The sequence below is a fragment of the Vibrio sp. 1F255 genome, assembly GCF_041439145.1.
Lineage (GTDB): Bacteria > Pseudomonadota > Gammaproteobacteria > Enterobacterales > Vibrionaceae > Vibrio > Vibrio crassostreae_C.
Genome location: NZ_JBGONQ010000030.1, coordinates 60,128 through 74,101, shown reverse-complemented (window position 1 = coordinate 74,101; position 13,974 = coordinate 60,128). Strand labels below are relative to the sequence as shown.

13 protein-coding genes and 1 pseudogene are annotated in these 13,974 nt (G+C 43.7%); 9 read left to right on the top strand and 5 right to left on the bottom strand.

Annotated elements, in window-relative coordinates; translation table 11 throughout:
• Positions 1 to 46: 46 nt before the first annotated feature.
• From ACED41_RS16525 to dcuC, 3 genes and pseudogenes are all read left to right on the top strand, one after another.
• Positions 47 to 474: pseudogene (locus tag ACED41_RS16525) on the top strand (transcriptional regulator); the annotation flags it as partial.
• Positions 467 to 973, top strand: a complete 507-nt coding sequence (locus ACED41_RS16520; RefSeq protein WP_371725299.1) for a hypothetical protein — start codon at positions 467 to 469, stop codon at positions 971 to 973. The pseudogene ACED41_RS16525 and the gene ACED41_RS16520, both read left to right, overlap by 8 nt.
• Positions 974 to 1,439: 466 nt before the next feature.
• On the top strand, positions 1,440 to 2,807 hold the full coding sequence (gene dcuC, locus ACED41_RS16515) for an anaerobic C4-dicarboxylate transporter DcuC (RefSeq protein WP_065584770.1): 1,368 nt from the start codon (positions 1,440 to 1,442) through the stop codon (positions 2,805 to 2,807).
• 201 nt (positions 2,808 to 3,008) lie between these two features.
• Here the strand turns inward: dcuC and ACED41_RS16510 are convergent, their stop codons facing one another.
• Together ACED41_RS16510 and narQ are read right to left on the bottom strand one after the other, a co-directional pair.
• Positions 3,009 to 3,641 (bottom strand): response regulator, encoded by a 633-nt coding sequence (locus ACED41_RS16510; protein ID WP_017062609.1) that lies wholly within the window; start codon positions 3,639 to 3,641, stop codon positions 3,009 to 3,011.
• Positions 3,628 to 5,358: a nitrate/nitrite two-component system sensor histidine kinase NarQ gene (gene narQ / locus ACED41_RS16505; RefSeq protein WP_371725298.1), complete on the bottom strand. Its 1,731-nt coding sequence runs from the start codon at positions 5,356 to 5,358 to the stop codon at positions 3,628 to 3,630. The genes ACED41_RS16510 and narQ overlap by 14 nt, the downstream gene beginning before the upstream one ends.
• Positions 5,359 to 5,611: 253 nt before the next feature.
• On the opposite strand from narQ, the gene napF reads away from it, so the two are divergent.
• From napF to ACED41_RS16475, 6 genes are all read left to right on the top strand, one after another.
• On the top strand, positions 5,612 to 6,091 hold the full coding sequence (gene napF / locus ACED41_RS16500) for a ferredoxin-type protein NapF (protein ID WP_017062611.1): 480 nt from the start codon (positions 5,612 to 5,614) through the stop codon (positions 6,089 to 6,091).
• Between the two features lie 23 nt (positions 6,092 to 6,114).
• Complete coding sequence (locus ACED41_RS16495) at positions 6,115 to 6,420, top strand: chaperone NapD (protein ID WP_017062612.1); 306 nt, start codon at positions 6,115 to 6,117, stop codon at positions 6,418 to 6,420.
• A complete protein-coding gene (gene napA, locus ACED41_RS16490; RefSeq protein WP_136978659.1) occupies positions 6,417 to 8,906 on the top strand; it encodes a periplasmic nitrate reductase subunit alpha in 2,490 nt (829 codons plus the stop codon). Before ACED41_RS16495 ends, napA begins: the two co-directional genes overlap by 4 nt.
• Before the next feature lie 125 nt (positions 8,907 to 9,031).
• Entirely contained in the window at positions 9,032 to 9,493 is a 462-nt protein-coding gene (locus ACED41_RS16485) for a nitrate reductase cytochrome c-type subunit (RefSeq protein ID WP_017062614.1), read from the top strand.
• A gap of 32 nt (positions 9,494 to 9,525) precedes the next feature.
• A complete protein-coding gene (locus tag ACED41_RS16480; RefSeq protein WP_017069144.1) occupies positions 9,526 to 10,104 on the top strand; it encodes a NapC/NirT family cytochrome c in 579 nt (192 codons plus the stop codon).
• An 11-nt stretch (positions 10,105 to 10,115) separates the two neighbouring features.
• Positions 10,116 to 10,253, top strand: a complete 138-nt coding sequence (locus tag ACED41_RS16475) for a TIGR02808 family protein (protein WP_010430103.1) — start codon at positions 10,116 to 10,118, stop codon at positions 10,251 to 10,253.
• Between the two features lie 127 nt (positions 10,254 to 10,380).
• On the opposite strand, the gene phaC is transcribed toward ACED41_RS16475, so the two are convergent.
• The 3 genes from phaC to ACED41_RS16460 all read right to left on the bottom strand — a co-directional run bounded on the left by phaC (position 10,381) and on the right by ACED41_RS16460 (position 13,972).
• A complete protein-coding gene (phaC, locus tag ACED41_RS16470) occupies positions 10,381 to 12,207 on the bottom strand; it encodes a class I poly(R)-hydroxyalkanoic acid synthase (RefSeq protein ID WP_371725297.1) in 1,827 nt (608 codons plus the stop codon).
• Positions 12,208 to 12,282: 75 nt separating this feature from the next.
• A complete protein-coding gene (locus tag ACED41_RS16465; RefSeq protein ID WP_017062616.1) occupies positions 12,283 to 12,630 on the bottom strand; it encodes a phasin family protein in 348 nt (115 codons plus the stop codon).
• 130 nt (positions 12,631 to 12,760) lie between these two features.
• A complete protein-coding gene (locus ACED41_RS16460) occupies positions 12,761 to 13,972 on the bottom strand; it encodes an acetyl-CoA C-acetyltransferase (RefSeq protein ID WP_029236542.1) in 1,212 nt (403 codons plus the stop codon).
• Positions 13,973 to 13,974 lie beyond the last annotated feature (2 nt).

The following is a 13,974-nucleotide window of genomic DNA, read 5'->3' as shown; positions in this document are numbered from 1 at the left end:
AGATGATCTGATCGTAGCTTTAAGCATTAGTTCCCTGATTTAGGAAACAAAGCCCGGTAAAGGCTACCGATTTGCAGGACAAGTGACACAAGACAAAGAACGCGCGCTGCGTATAGTTCAATCGCAACCAATACAAGAAACGAAACAACCTGAAGACAACACAGCGCCAGAAAGATCACCAACCGAGACAACGGCCGCTACGAAAAAAACAAACAGTGTGTTAGCACTGGTTGCATTATTTGTAGTGGCTGCAGGTTTATCCCATTATCTGTTTTCTTATTTAGATAGAAATAGCCTAGGCGAAGATCTCGTGGGTCAACATTTTATCTCTTGTAAAATCGAATCCGACGAGTTCACTTTTAATGAGTTATTCAACGTGACGCTTTACGAATATAAGGGAAAAAAATCATCATCGATAATTCAGGAAAATCTCTGAGCTTCCCAAGTGAATTTAAAGGAGTGACTTGTGAATAAAGAAAAACAGATCTTCGTTGCAATCGCCATAATCGGTATTATGGCCGGATGGATGACAACCTTTATTCCTCAAAGTTATCTTAAAGATCATTATTTATCCAACACAGCCTCGGTGGTCAACCCACAAGAAAAAGTCATTTATAATCAAGCTGCCGTTAATATCGAGTTTAAGAAGAATAACAGCTATGAATTGTTATATGTCTCTACGAAAGAAGCTGGCTTTGCGTCGTCAGGTACTTACGTGGTAACCCAACACGACATTTCTTTAGACGAGACTCAACATGAACAAATCATACCAAATAGAGAGCTCACATTTTACGAAAAGGTGATGATCAGTGAAGGTGCAGTGCTTTCTTCAGATGCCATGGCTTATATCCCACTAAATAATGATGAATTATTATTGGTCACTCAGCGCGGAATGATTCACTTCTGTAAAAAAGTGATATGCGCCGACCTGCCCACTTACTCGAATGCAGATCCTGAATTGAACATTAACTAATCGTTTAACTATCAACTATTTCGGTCAGTAGCTGTACTTAAGCCAATACGTTAGGAGCTATGCATTTCCACATCAATTCAACTCTCGCTGAAGCCTACTTAACTTTCCATTCCCAGTAGGCATCAGTTCATAAATTAATCCGATATCATGTAAAAATACACACTTCTTTTTAGTTCTGCAGGTTAGGCTCCAAAAGTCATAGATTTATAAATCCACACCTTTGTATACAACTCCTCACTATAAAGGTGATCCAAGTTATATTCTATTGAGATAGATAATTTGTTTATTAACATCTAAACAACAGTAGTTGTTCATGATTTACAACCACAATTAACATCAAAGAAAATGTTTGTCTTAGATCATATCAACCTCAACTATGTCTCGTGCCACAGTGCAGTTTTCTGTACATTCATTGTCATATTCTGAAACACTTTCTTATATTTTTTTAAACTTTGTGGAGATTTCTATGTTAGAGCTCTTGATCGGATTAGTGATTACTATCGCTGTTGGTTACTTTATTGTGAAAGGCTATAAAGCGGCAGGTGTATTACTGACAGCTGGCCTTGCCCTACTTCTTATTACTGGCCTTATAGGTCACACAGTCTTACCCGCTAAGGTCGCTTCAACAGGTAACATGGTTACCGACTCACTAGAATTCGTTAAGTACATGCTTCAGTACCGTGGAGGCGGCCTAGGCATGCAAATCATGCTTCTTTGTGGCTTTGCTTCTTACATGACGCATATCGGCGCAAACAATGTGGTAGTAAAACAATTCTCTAAACCGCTTGCTGCTATCAAATCTCCATACGTACTTCTTGTTGCGGCTTACATCGTAGCGTGTCTAATGTCTCTAGCAGTAAGTTCTGCAACAGGCCTTGGCGTGCTATTGATGGCGACCCTATTCCCAATGATGACGGCAATGGGTATTTCTCGTCCAGCAGCGGTGGCGGTTTGTGCATCACCTGCAGCAATCATTCTTTCACCAACGTCGGGTGATGTGGTTATCGCAGCAGAAAAATCAGGTATGTCTCTTGATGTGTTTGCTGTTCAAACGGTACTGCCTGTTTCAATATGTGCAATCATTGTGATGGCGGGTGCCGCTTTCTTCTGGAACAAGTACCTAGATAAGAAAGAAAACACGCCAATGGAAAAAGTAGACGTTTCAGAAATTGAAACGAATGCGCCGGCTTTTTATGCTGCTCTTCCATTCTTACCTATTTTTGGAGTATTTCTATTCAACGGTCGTACCATTCCGGGCCTTTCACTTGATATCTACACCATCGTAGTAGGTTCAATTTTCGTGGGCGCTGTTATCGATTACGTTGTGAAGAAGTTTGACGGCGAAAAAACACTAGAAGACCTAGATTCTTGCTACCAAGGTATGGCCGAAGCATTTAAAGGCGTAGTAATGCTGTTGGTTGCGGCGGGTGTATTTGCTCAGGGCCTAATGTCTATCGGTGCAATTGATAACCTAATCGGCCTTGCTGAATCAGCTGGCGCTGGCGGTATCGCATTAATGCTTATCCTGACTGGTCTAACAGTTGCTGCGGCAATTGCGACAGGTTCAGGTAATGCACCTTTCTATGCATTCGTAGAACTGGCTCCATCATTAGCGGCGAAAATGGGCTTGAACCCAGCGTTCCTAATCATCCCAATGCTTCAAGCATCGAACCTAGGTCGTACAATTTCACCAGTATCTGGCGTAATCGTAGCGACTTCTGGTATGGGTAAAATCAGCCCATTTGAAGTCGTAAAACGTACGTCTGTACCCGTAATCTGTGGTCTTATTACGGTTATCTTCGGTACGCTTGTATTGGTTCCAATGTCGGCGTAAGCCTTAAGTTTCTAATCTCAAAGAACGAAGAACAAACGAACACCAATACTGAATATAAAATGCGTAAACAAAAAGGCGCTGAACTTAATAAGTTCAGCGCCTTTTTTAATGTCACTTTCTCACATCGTTAAAACTATCGAGACATGTACAAAATGTATAAACAGTCAGGCTTGAAATAGTGTTATCTCAAAGGAACAAGCCCTACTTCATTTCACCATAGCGTTCTAGATACAGAACCGTCGCGGCAGTACGGGAAGGCACTTGCAGCTTTTTCAGTAGACTCTTCATATGTACCTTAACTGTCGATTCAGAAATGAACAGGTGATCAGCGATCTGCTTATTGCGGTAACCTTTCGCGACTTCTTGAAGGATCTGCATTTCGCGTTCAGTCAGTTGTTCGAAGATATCATTGCGGCTTCCAGCATCATTTAGGTAACGAGCAACCACACTGCTGTAAGCCTTGTCACCGCTGTGTGCTTGCTTAAGCAGTTCAATTAACTCATCGGGTTCAGTGTCTTTCAACAAGTAGCCATCAGCGCCTGCTTTTACAATCGCTTCAATGTCTGCAGGGCTATCAGAAACCGTTAGAATAACAATGTTTGCGCTAGAACCGTCAGTGCGAAGTGCTTTCAAGGTATCTAAACCAGACATGCCCTTCATATTGAGATCCAAAAGGATCAAATCAGGTTCTTCTTCATGAGCAAGAGCAACCGCTTCAGTGCCGTTACTTGCTTCTGCAATCACTTCGAATTCGTCTTCAAAGCTCAGTAATTGGCTTATACCTCTGCGCATCAATGGATGATCATCAACCAGCATTACTTTACAAATCGTCAACTTTAACTTCCTTCAAACTTTTATATTTCAATATGACTGTACAGCCTTCACCTTGCGCCGCTTCAATCGTCAAGTCGCCATTCAGTCTTGCCGCACGCTCCTGCATAATGCTCATCCCGTAGTGGTTCACCTTGGAACTACTTGAGTCAAAGCCATCTCCATTATCTTTTATCACGACTAATACTTCACCGTCCTCATCGATACAGCATACATCTATCAAGTCGGCATTGGCGTGTTTTATTGCATTTATTGTTGCTTCACGAATCAATTGAAGCAAGTGAACCTGACTATGCGCATCAAGCTCGATCGATGAGAGATTATTAGTGAGGTTAATCTTCGCATCGGTTCTCTCGCTGAGCGCCTCAAGCATGGTACTTAAGGCGTCTCCAAAGTTGCCCTCTTTAATGGTCAACCTAAATGTGGTGAGTAGCTCTCTTAACTGGGTATAAGCGTCGGCTAAGCCGTTTCCGATCTCAGACGCGATTTGTTCAGATTGCTCTCGGTGCTGTTGCTCTGGCAGTTTGCCAATCACACGCTTTAATAGTGTAACTTGAATTTTCAAGTACGACAGTGATTGAGCCAATGAATCGTGGAGTTCACGTGCAATCGTGGCACGCTCTTCCATGATAATAAGCTGTTCAGCTTTCTTTTGAGCACGATTGTAGTAGATCGCTCTCGATAGCAGTTGAATGAAGCTTTCGATCAGAGCTTTAGTTGAGTGCCCGTGGTGATATGAACAGTATAAATAGCCGAGAATAATTTCGTTATCGTCGAGTTTCATCTCAAACTTTTCGTAGTCTAAATTCGAATCGTAACCTTCATCCATAATCAATGAACGGCCTGAGTTATCGACAATCTCGAGCCTCAGTGATCCAATCCCTTCCAAGCTCACGAGATGCTGCAAGATAGCTCGGAAGTTTTCAGGAGCAATACGCGTCACCGTGAGCTCTTGTGACGAGTTATAAAGTGCCTGCAGCGACTGGTTCGCATTTTGCAGCTCAATCGTCTTTGCATCCACCACATCTTCAAGGTTTCGATAAAGCACGCCTAAATCTTTGGCCATCGAGTTGAAGGTTTTGGTCAAAATGCCCATTTCGTTGTTACTGGTCACCTTGAGTTCTACCTCGAAGTCGCTGTTTTTGATTCTTTGGCTCGCACCGACAAGAGCATGTAGCGGTTTAACAACCTGTTTACGTACAAAGTGAACAACAAAAAGAGATATGACCAGAATCCCACCAAGGCCGATACCACCAGCCCACGCTAACTTTATTAACTTGTCTTCAGAGAACTCTTGCAGCTTATAAACGAAGCCATCGATTTCAGCCACGAAGTTTTCAACCAACACGAGATAGTGATCGCGCTCTTCGCTATTCAAGACCTGTTTTAGCTCATGCCAACGGCCGATAATTAAATAGTAATCTTCTGTGATGTCTGTCGGAACATTCCAACTGACCAAATTAGTCATGGATGGCGAGTAAAGAGAACTTTCGAATTCACGAATATGAGATTCATAATCGACAGATTCTATTTGAATATCATGGGCTAAACGGTAGCTTTGCATTCGCATTGAACCGGCCACGTTAACCGCTTCCGCATCATTCAAACTTGAAGCCAAAGTAAAGATGGCAAAGCCAGTCGTAGCAACCGACAACAGCAGTATAGAGAGCAAAGATTTTGCTATCGTACTTGTTACAGATGAAACCGGTTTTATAAGCAAAAGTGCCTTCCTATTGATAAATGACTTGCCAGCGATATCGTATTGTCACACATCAAAAATCATAGCTCCATTCAATATGTGATCACTCGCTCCGTAATTTATTGATCTAAGACAATATATGCCCCCAATTAGCCCTTAGGGGGTATTTATACAATTGTTTCTAAAACTACACTACTTGTGAGGACTCATTACAAGATATTAATAGAATAATGACCTACAATTACAACATCTTAGTAACATCTATAGGTATCTAGTGGTAGATCTATCAAAACGCCGTCTTTTTTCAAGACGAAAAGTTGACTCAAGCCAGATTCGTTTGCCATGGATTGACAGCCTAGAAAGCTTTACAGATGACTGTACTCGCTGCGGTAAATGCATCGAGAGTTGTGAGACTAAGATAATCATTGTAGGCGATGGTGGTTTTCCCACTGTAGATTTCTCTATTGATGAGTGTACGTTCTGCTATCAATGTGCAGATGTTTGTCCCGAACCCATTTTTAAGCCAAAGCAAGGAGAGCCTTGGCAAGCAAAAGCACAAATCTCTGATAAGTGTTTAGCGCAACAAAATGTTGAATGCCGAAGCTGTGGTGACATGTGTGAACCTATGGCCATTCAATTTGAACTTAGAGCAGGCAGTGTTGCTCTACCAAAAATCGAGTTAGATGAGTGTAGCGGTTGTGGGGCCTGCGTAGCAATTTGCCCTACTTCGGCTATTCTTGTGAGTAATGCATAAAACAAAAATAACGAGAGCAATTTATGGCACTAAATGAAGTGCATATATCAAGTTTAGTCGTGCATGTGAGCCCTGAGCATCTAAATGAGATCAAAGCGGAGATCGATCAATTCGATAACGCTGAAATCTACGGAGATAGCCCTGAAGGCAAAATCATCGTGGTCCTAGAAACTGAAAACCAAGGTTTTGTAACGGACACCATCGAAGCAATAAACAACATTAAGAACGTTTTGGGGACAGCTTTGGTTTATCACCAAATCGAAACTGGACTCGACGAAACGGATTTAGAAACTGGAAGTAACAATTCTCAACTTGAGGGTGAAGTATGAAAATGACAAGACGTGCGTTTGTGAAAGCAAACGCAGCTGCATCAGCGGCAGCCGTTGCAGGTGTAACTCTACCGGCAACAGCAACCAACCTGATTGCTAGCTCTGATCAAACAAAAATCACGTGGGATAAAGCGCCTTGTCGTTTTTGTGGTACGGGCTGTTCAGTACTAGTAGGTACTCAAAACGGTAAAGTGGTTGCGACTCAAGGCGATCCAGAAGCTCCTGTAAACAAAGGCCTTAACTGTATCAAAGGCTACTTCCTTTCAAAAATCATGTACGGCAAAGACCGTCTAGAACAACCTCTTCTTCGTATGAAAGATGGTGAGTTCCATAAAGATGGTGATTTCGCACCCGTATCTTGGGACAAAGCGTTCGACGTGATGGCTGAGAAATGGAAAGCTTCACTGAAGAAGAACGGTCCAACAGGTGTTGGTATGTTCGGTTCAGGCCAATGGACAGTAATGGAAGGCTACGCAGCCGTTAAGATGATGAAAGCGGGTTTCCGTTCAAACAACATAGATCCAAACGCTCGTCACTGTATGGCTTCTGCTGTAGTAGGCTTCATGCGCACTTTCGGTATTGACGAGCCAATGGGTTGTTACGATGACTTTGAACACGCAGACGCATTCGTACTGTGGGGTTCAAACATGGCAGAAATGCACCCAGTACTATGGACTCGTATTACAGACCGTCGTCTAAGCCACCCACACGTTAAAGTAAACGTACTGTCTACTTACTACCACCGTTCTTTCGAGCTTGCAGACACGGGTTACATCTTCGAACCTCAATCAGATCTAGCAATTGCTAACTTCATTGCTAACTACATCATTCAAAACGATGCCGTTAACTGGGACTTCGTGAACAAGCACACGAACTTCAAGCAAGCAACGACAGACATCGGTTACGGTCTGCGTGACGATGATCCACTACAGAAAGCAGCCGCAAACCCTAACTCAGGCGAAATGACTGCTATCTCTTTCGAAGACTACAAAGCGTCTGTTGCTGAATACACAGTTGAGAAAGCGTCTGAAATGTCAGGTGTACCTCAAGAAGACCTTATCAAGCTGGCTAAGCAATATGCCGATCCAAACATCAAAGTAATGTCACTTTGGACTATGGGTATGAACCAACATACTCGTGGCGTATGGATGAACAGCCTTGTGTACAACATCCACCTTCTTACAGGTAAGATTTCTACTCCAGGTAACAGCCCATTCTCACTAACTGGCCAACCGTCAGCGTGTGGTACAGCGCGTGAAGTTGGTACATTCGCTCACCGTTTACCTGCCGATATGGTGGTTGCTAACCCTAAACACCGTAAAATTGCAGAAGATATCTGGAAACTTCCAGAAGGCACCATTCCACCGGTACCCGGCGCTCACGCTGTTCTTCAAGACCGTATGTTGAAAGACGGTAAAATCAACGCTTACTGGGTAATGTGTAACAACAACATGCAAGCGGGTCCAAACATCAACACTGAACGTCTGCCAGGTTACCGTAACCCAGATAACTTCATTGTATGTTCTGACCCGTACCCAACGGCAACAGCTCAAGCGGCTGACCTCATCCTTCCAACAGCAATGTGGATTGAGAAAGAAGGCGCTTACGGTAACGCAGAGCGTCGTACACAAGCATGGTACCAACAAGTGAAAACTGTAGGTGAAGCTAAGTCTGACCTATGGCAAATCATGGAATTCTCTAAGCGCTTCACTATTGAAGAAGTTTGGGGTGAAGAACTGGTTGCGAAAATGCCTGAGTACCGTGGCAAAACCATGTACGACGTGCTTTACAAAAACGGCAACGTTGATGCATTCCCACTGTCTGAAGCTCAAGAGCTTAACGACGATGCACAAGCTCAAGGTTTCTACGTTCAAAAAGGTCTATTCGAAGAATACGCAGCCTTTGGTCGCGGCCACGGTCACGATTTAGCACCATACGATCGCTACCACCAAGTTCGTGGTCTACGTTGGCCTGTTGTTGACGGTAAAGAGACACTATGGCGCTTTAAAGAAGGTTCAGATCCATATGCTAAGAAAGGTTCTGATTGGGACTTCTACGGCAAACCAGATGGTAAAGCACTGATCATCAATGCACCATACGAAGCGCCACCTGAAGTACCAAACGATGAATACGATATGTGGCTATGTACAGGTCGTGTTCTTGAGCACTGGCACACAGGTACTATGACTCGTCGTGTACCAGAACTTTACAAAGCAGTACCGGATGCACTTTGTTACATCCACCCTGCTGATGCTAAAGCTCGTGGTCTTCGCCGTGGTGATGAAGTTCTTATCGAAAACAAACGTGGTGAAGTACGCGTTCGTGTTGAAACTCGTGGTCGTAACCGTCCACCACAAGGCTTGGTATTCGTACCATTCTTTGATGCAAGAATTCTGATCAACAAGTTGATCTTGGATGCAACGGATCCTCTGTCTAAACAGACGGATTACAAGAAGTGTCCAGTTAAGATCACTAAGGTCGCTTAAGGACAATATGTTCTTACCACTTAGCTCGTAGATCTGACGTTTTTAATATTGCGACTGCTTTTTTCGTTACTTTTTGAAAGAAGTAGTCCACTCAAAGAATTAGCCTTTAGGCGGAGAAATTAACCATGAAAAAACTGATTACTGCCCTACTATCAGCTGGTCTTTTGCTAGCTGGTGCAGTTCAAGCTGAAGCTGAACTGGATAACCCAGGCGGCATTGGTGGCGTAGAATCTCTACGTGGTGCAAGTGAACTTGAAGCAACTCGCGCAGCAGATGACTTCAAAAAGTTCCCTCGTGACCAAGTACTTGAGAGTGACTACGTATACCAACCACCTCTAGTGCCTCATACTATTCGTAGCTATGAAGTTTCTCTTAACGCTAACAAGTGTCTTTCTTGCCACAGCTGGAAAAACGCAAAAGAAATGGGTGCTACTAAAGTGAGTGTAACTCACTACATGAACCGTGAAGATGCGGTACTTGCAGACGTATCACCTCGTCGTTACTTCTGTCTACAGTGTCACGTACCTCAAGCTAATGCTAAGCCACTAGTTGAGAACGAGTTCAAACCTGTAGATTCACTGCGTTAATCGTAGCCGGACTGTAAGAGAGGCTATATATGATAAAATTACTTAAAGCGTTTTGGAAAAGACTTGCGACACCAAGCAAAGCAGCCGTAGGCGTTGTTTTGTTCTTGGGTTTCTCGGGTGGTCTTTTGTTCTGGGGTGCATTCAACACGGGTATGGAGGCAACCAACACGGAAGAATTCTGTTCTGGCTGTCACGCACCTATCGTTGCTGAAATCCAAGAGACAATTCACTACTCTAACCGTTCTGGTGTTCGTGCAATCTGTTCAGACTGTCACGTACCGCATGAGTGGACTGATAAAATCGTTCGTAAAGTTCAAGCATCAAAAGAGCTATACGCTCACTTTATTGCTAAGACAATTGATACGCCTGAGAAATTCAAAGAGCGTCGTCATCACTTAGCTGAGCGCGAATGGGCTCGTTTGAAGAAGAACGATTCACTTGAGTGTCGTAACTGTCACCAGTTCGATTACATGGACTTCTCAGAGCAAAGCCCTCGTAGTGCAAAACAACACTCGACTGCGCTGGCTTCTGGTGAAAAAACGTGTGTAGACTGTCACAAAGGTATTGCACACAAACTACCAGACATGCACGGCGTTGAAGGCTGGCAATAAGGAGCGATTGAATGAGTACTTTAGAAAGCGTAATTTGGCACATCCTAGGTTACAGCGCTATGCCAGTTATCATTCTTGGTGGCTTTGCAGGTGTTGCAGCCGTATCTCTTTGGATTTTATCTATGGGTAAAGACAAAGAAATCGATTAACAATCGAGATTCCATCAACTTCTACCAGATAATTCTGATATGAGTTGATACGAAAAAGCCACTGATTTCAGTGGCTTTTTTATTATCTGACGTTGTGTATCTTTATAATTGAATGTGACTTAACGCCCTAAGCTTCGTTTTCTGGCGCTTCTTTCTCTGCGGTCTCTTTATCAACCTGCTCTTGATCGACAATCGGCAGCACCTGTTTTACATAGTTGCCTGGCGCTTTGCCAATCACAGGATTAAGCTCTGAGCCTTGATTGAAAGGTTCGATTTTTTCGTCAGTTTCAAAACCTTGTAGCCACTGATTCCAGTGTGTCCACCAAGACCCCTCATTATGAGTCGCATTAGTTAGCCACTCATCCGCCGAGTCGTCTAGGTTGTCATTCAGCCAGAACCCGTACTTCTTCTTATCTGGATGGTTAACAATACCCGCGATATGACCAGATTCACCAAGCACGAACGTCTTGTTGCCACCGGTATTCAAGGCACCACGGTAAGTCCCCTGCCAAAGCGCGATATGATCTTCTTTCGCTGAAATGAAGTAGCTTGGTATTTTTATCTTATTGAGATCAATCCAGACACCGCCTACTTTCACGCCTTTGTCTTGAACAAGTTTATTCTCAAGGTAAAGCTCACGCAGCAAGAAATTATGGCATTTAGCTGCAACGTTAGTGCTGTCACTGTTCCAGTACAACAGATCAAACTCCATTGGGCTGCTGCCTTTTAGGTAGTTATCAATGTAGTAGTTCCAGTACAGGCTGTTTTCACGAAGCAAACTGAATGTCACGCTTAATGAACGACCATCCATGAATCCTTTAGCATCGTTCTGTTTCTCAATGGCGTTAATGATCGTTTCATTGATATATGCGCCAACCTCTCCCGGCTGAGAGAAGTCTAATAGAGTCGTAAAAAAGGTCGCAGTTTTAATGCGTTTCTTCATTCTTTTAGCAGCATAGTAAGCGACCGTTGAAGCGAGAACAGTACCACCAATGCAGTAACCTGCAGCATTGATTTGCTCTTTACCCGTGATATCTTCAATTGCCGTCACGGCTTTCGCTGCGCCTTCCGTGACATAGTCACCGAACTCTAAGTCTTTTTGCGCTTCACCTGGGTTGCGCCAAGACATCATGAAGACGCTGTGCCCTTGCTCAAGCAACCAACGAACCATTGAGTTCTTTTCACGAAGGTCGAGAATGTAGTACTTATTGATGAATGGAGGAACGATCAACAAAGGCGTGGCGTTCACCTGAGGTGTTTTTGGGTAGTATTGAATAAGCTCGAACAGATCATTTTGAAAAACGACATCACCTTCCGTGTTCGCAACATCAACACCTAATCGGAAGGCATTATTGTTGGTCATACGGATCTTGAGGATATCCGCGCTCGCTTCAACGTCAGCTTGTAGCTGCTCTAGCCCATCTAGCAAGTTCTCACCATTGCGCTCAAGCGTTAGCTTCATCAACTCTGGGTTAGTCGCAATGAAGTTACTAGGAGAAAGAGCATTGATAGCCTGACGTGAAAAGAACGCCACACGTTCCTTGGTTTTCTCGTCTATGCCTTCGATTGAATTAATGGTGTCTATATAGCTTTTGCTGAATAACAAATAAGACTGCTTGATAAAGCTGTAAAACGGGTCATTTTTCCACGCTTCATCAATAAAGCGTTTATCACTGCGCTCTTCAGTAATGACGCTTTCGGTATTACCCATCAGTGCGGCATTTTGCCAAATCTTAAGTTGCTGTTCCCACCACTGGGATTGTAACTGAAGGAGAACGGCGGGTTGGTTAGCGGCTTGCTCGAAGATTTTTGACGCATCATCAAAATTCAACTCTTGCATCGCTTGATTTAGGGGAGATTGCGCGGCTTCCTTGTTTTGTTCAAAGTTTTCCCACCATTGCTGGTTTGTTTGTTGAAGTTTAACAAGGTAGTCCGAAAAGAAGTGTTGAAACATAACATGACTCCAATAATCGGAAAATCGCCACCGAGCCTCACAGTAAACACTGTGCTGACTCGATGGCGATTTTATTTATGCAGGTGTAACTGTTTTCAAGTTTTCAGTTGTTAGTGTTTCAACATCTTCTTTGAACTCTTTTGCAGCAGCTTGCATTTTTGAGCTATCACTCATCATCTGTTGAGACAATTGAGTTAGCGCTGCTAGTTGCTGGCTGTTGAACGCCGTTAGGCTAGTCACGTCTTTGATTTCAGTCACTGCTTTCATTTGCGCAAGACCCATGTTCGTGTAAGTCTGCATTGCATTCATTTGCAGTTCTGTCATCGTTTGGACGTTCTTTGCAACCAACTTGTTGAACTTTAAGTACGGTTCAAATTGCTTTTCAGTTTGGTCAGTAATTGTTTTGAAAATATCCGTGTACATAAGTAACTCCTGATGAATACATAGTTTAATAAATTTGTGTCACTATCGTTTCAGCCAACGCTCATCGATTAACTCGCGATGCTTTGAAAAGCTGATCCGATATTTAAGCTTGCTACCGATATATCAGGCTCTAACCTTCAATACCTTTTAGCAAAACAGCGGTTCCCATTCCCCCACCCACACAGAGTGAAGCAACGCCATAAGTCGTTTTCTGTTCAAGCATTTCATGGATGAGTGAAACAATAATTCGATTGCCTGAAGCACCTAAAGGATGGCCAAGCGCGATTGCACCACCATTCACATTGACCTTTGGCTTGAACTCATCAAGCGGTAAGTCATGCTGCTCTGACAATTGGTACATTACGCCAAGAGCTTGTGCTGCAAACGCTTCATTCAATTCAAACAAATCTACTTCTTCTAGAGTGAGATTCGCCTTATCAAGCGTTTTAGAAACGGCTTCTACTGGGCCTAAACCCATAATCTTTGGATCTAATCCAGACTGTGCGTAGCTCGTTAGCTCTACCAGTGGTGTCAGTCCGTATTTCGCTACTGCACTCTCTGAGGCTAAGATGATTGCACTCGCGCCATCATTGATGCCCGAAGCGTTACCTGCCGTAACAGACCCTTCACGGTCAAAAGCTGGACGAAGCTTTTGCAGACCTTCGAATGTCGCGTCTGACTTCGGATACTCATCGGTATCAAAAGTGACGGTTTGTCTGCGCTGCTTAACTTCTACAGGCACGATTTGCTCGTTAAACTTACCCGCCTCAATCGCAGCAACGGCTTTTTGTTGGCTTTCTAAGGCATAGTTATCTTGAGCTAGGCGCGAAATATTCAACGTGTTCGCGATATTTTCAGCGGTCATGCCCATGTGGTAATGATTAAACGCATCGGTTAAGCCATCACCAACCAGTAAGTCTTTCATTGAGATGTCACCCATTTTGTGACCATTACGAACGCTCGCTGGTACCACAAAAGGAATTTGTGACATCACTTCAACGCCAGCAGCAATAACCACTTCAGCATCTTGTGCTTTGATGTGCGCCGCTGCGTCCATCACTGATTTCATTCCGCTGCCGCAAATCATGTTCACGCCGTATGCTGGTGTTTCCTCAGGAAGCCCTGCATAGATGGAAGCCTGACGAGCAACCCCCATGCCTTGACCTGCCGAAATCACGTTGCCGACGATTACTTCATCAATCGCATCTAACGAAAGATCGACAGACTCAAGTGCACCTTTGATCGCAACGCCAGCCAGTTCACCCGCAGATACGTTTTTTAGCGACCCGGTAAATGCACCAATAGGAGTGCGCTTAGCCGCAACAATAAATACTTTTTCCATCA

What these genes read in the sequence shown, in the direction of transcription:
- dcuC (WP_065584770.1), top strand. Translation starts at nt 1,440, where the DNA reads ATGTTAGAGCTCTTGATCGGATTAGTGATTACTATCGCTGTTGGTTAC.
- ACED41_RS16495 (WP_017062612.1), top strand. Translation starts at nt 6,115, where the DNA reads ATGGCACTAAATGAAGTGCATATATCAAGTTTAGTCGTGCATGTGAGC.
- napA (WP_136978659.1), top strand. Translation starts at nt 6,417, where the DNA reads ATGAAAATGACAAGACGTGCGTTTGTGAAAGCAAACGCAGCTGCATCA.
- ACED41_RS16485 (WP_017062614.1), top strand. Translation starts at nt 9,032, where the DNA reads ATGAAAAAACTGATTACTGCCCTACTATCAGCTGGTCTTTTGCTAGCT.
- ACED41_RS16475 (WP_010430103.1), top strand. Translation starts at nt 10,116, where the DNA reads ATGAGTACTTTAGAAAGCGTAATTTGGCACATCCTAGGTTACAGCGCT.
- phaC (WP_371725297.1), bottom strand. Translation starts at nt 12,207, where the DNA reads ATGTTTCAACACTTCTTTTCGGACTACCTTGTTAAACTTCAACAAACA.
- ACED41_RS16465 (WP_017062616.1), bottom strand. Translation starts at nt 12,630, where the DNA reads ATGTACACGGATATTTTCAAAACAATTACTGACCAAACTGAAAAGCAA.
- ACED41_RS16460 (WP_029236542.1), bottom strand. Translation starts at nt 13,972, where the DNA reads ATGGAAAAAGTATTTATTGTTGCGGCTAAGCGCACTCCTATTGGTGCA.